1 protein-coding gene is annotated in these 625 nt (G+C 48.5%); it reads left to right on the forward strand.

Annotated elements, in window-relative coordinates; all coding sequences use genetic code 11:
- Window positions 1-513, forward strand: a 513-nt coding sequence (locus tag CA13_RS00250; RefSeq protein ID WP_419193745.1) for a hypothetical protein, incomplete at its 5' end; no start/stop codon positions are given.
- Between the last annotated feature and the right edge of the window lie 112 nt (window positions 514-625).

Consider the following 625-nt stretch of genomic DNA (forward strand, 5'->3'; position numbering starts at 1 on the left):
CGACTTCGTCGCATCGCTCACTTCATGAATGTACCTTTCAACCAACGGAGCCAACAAATGGTACGCTACGTTCTTGCAATTACCTTTGCTATTTTCGCCTTAAACAACATGGCGAATGCACAAACGGACCCTTCTTCTAAAGAAGAACCAACGAAGGACACGCTCGCGTCGACAGTGTATTCCTTGCGCCCCATTGAACTGCGCGAAGGTGTCGATGCAGACGACTTTGAGGCATTCGTAAAAGACGAATTTGCGAATGCCTTTGGCAAACCAACTCACGGAGTTCGCGCAATTATCATCAAAGGAGATCGAGGCACGGCGAAAGGTGAATACAAACTTGTTGTGGTATTCGATTCAAAAGAAGTTCGCGACAAGTATTTTCCTATTGAAGATGGTGATGCCGCAAAGTCATTGCGCGAAGATGCAACGCCAGTGCAGATCGCCACCGTTCAGAAACTTGCAACTTTCGTACACGTCGGTGAATACACAGATTTTGTACCAATAGGGGAATAGATTCGCCGGACGAACATCGAGCGACGAGTCGTTGGATAACCATGCCGTCGCTTTACGCTTGTTTGTCAAGCGGCGTAGCGGCAAGCGAGCCGATTCTTCGAGCTCGCGTTAA

The organism is Novipirellula herctigrandis (assembly GCA_007859835.1).
Classification (GTDB): Bacteria; Planctomycetota; Planctomycetia; order Pirellulales; family Pirellulaceae; genus Novipirellula_A; species Novipirellula_A herctigrandis.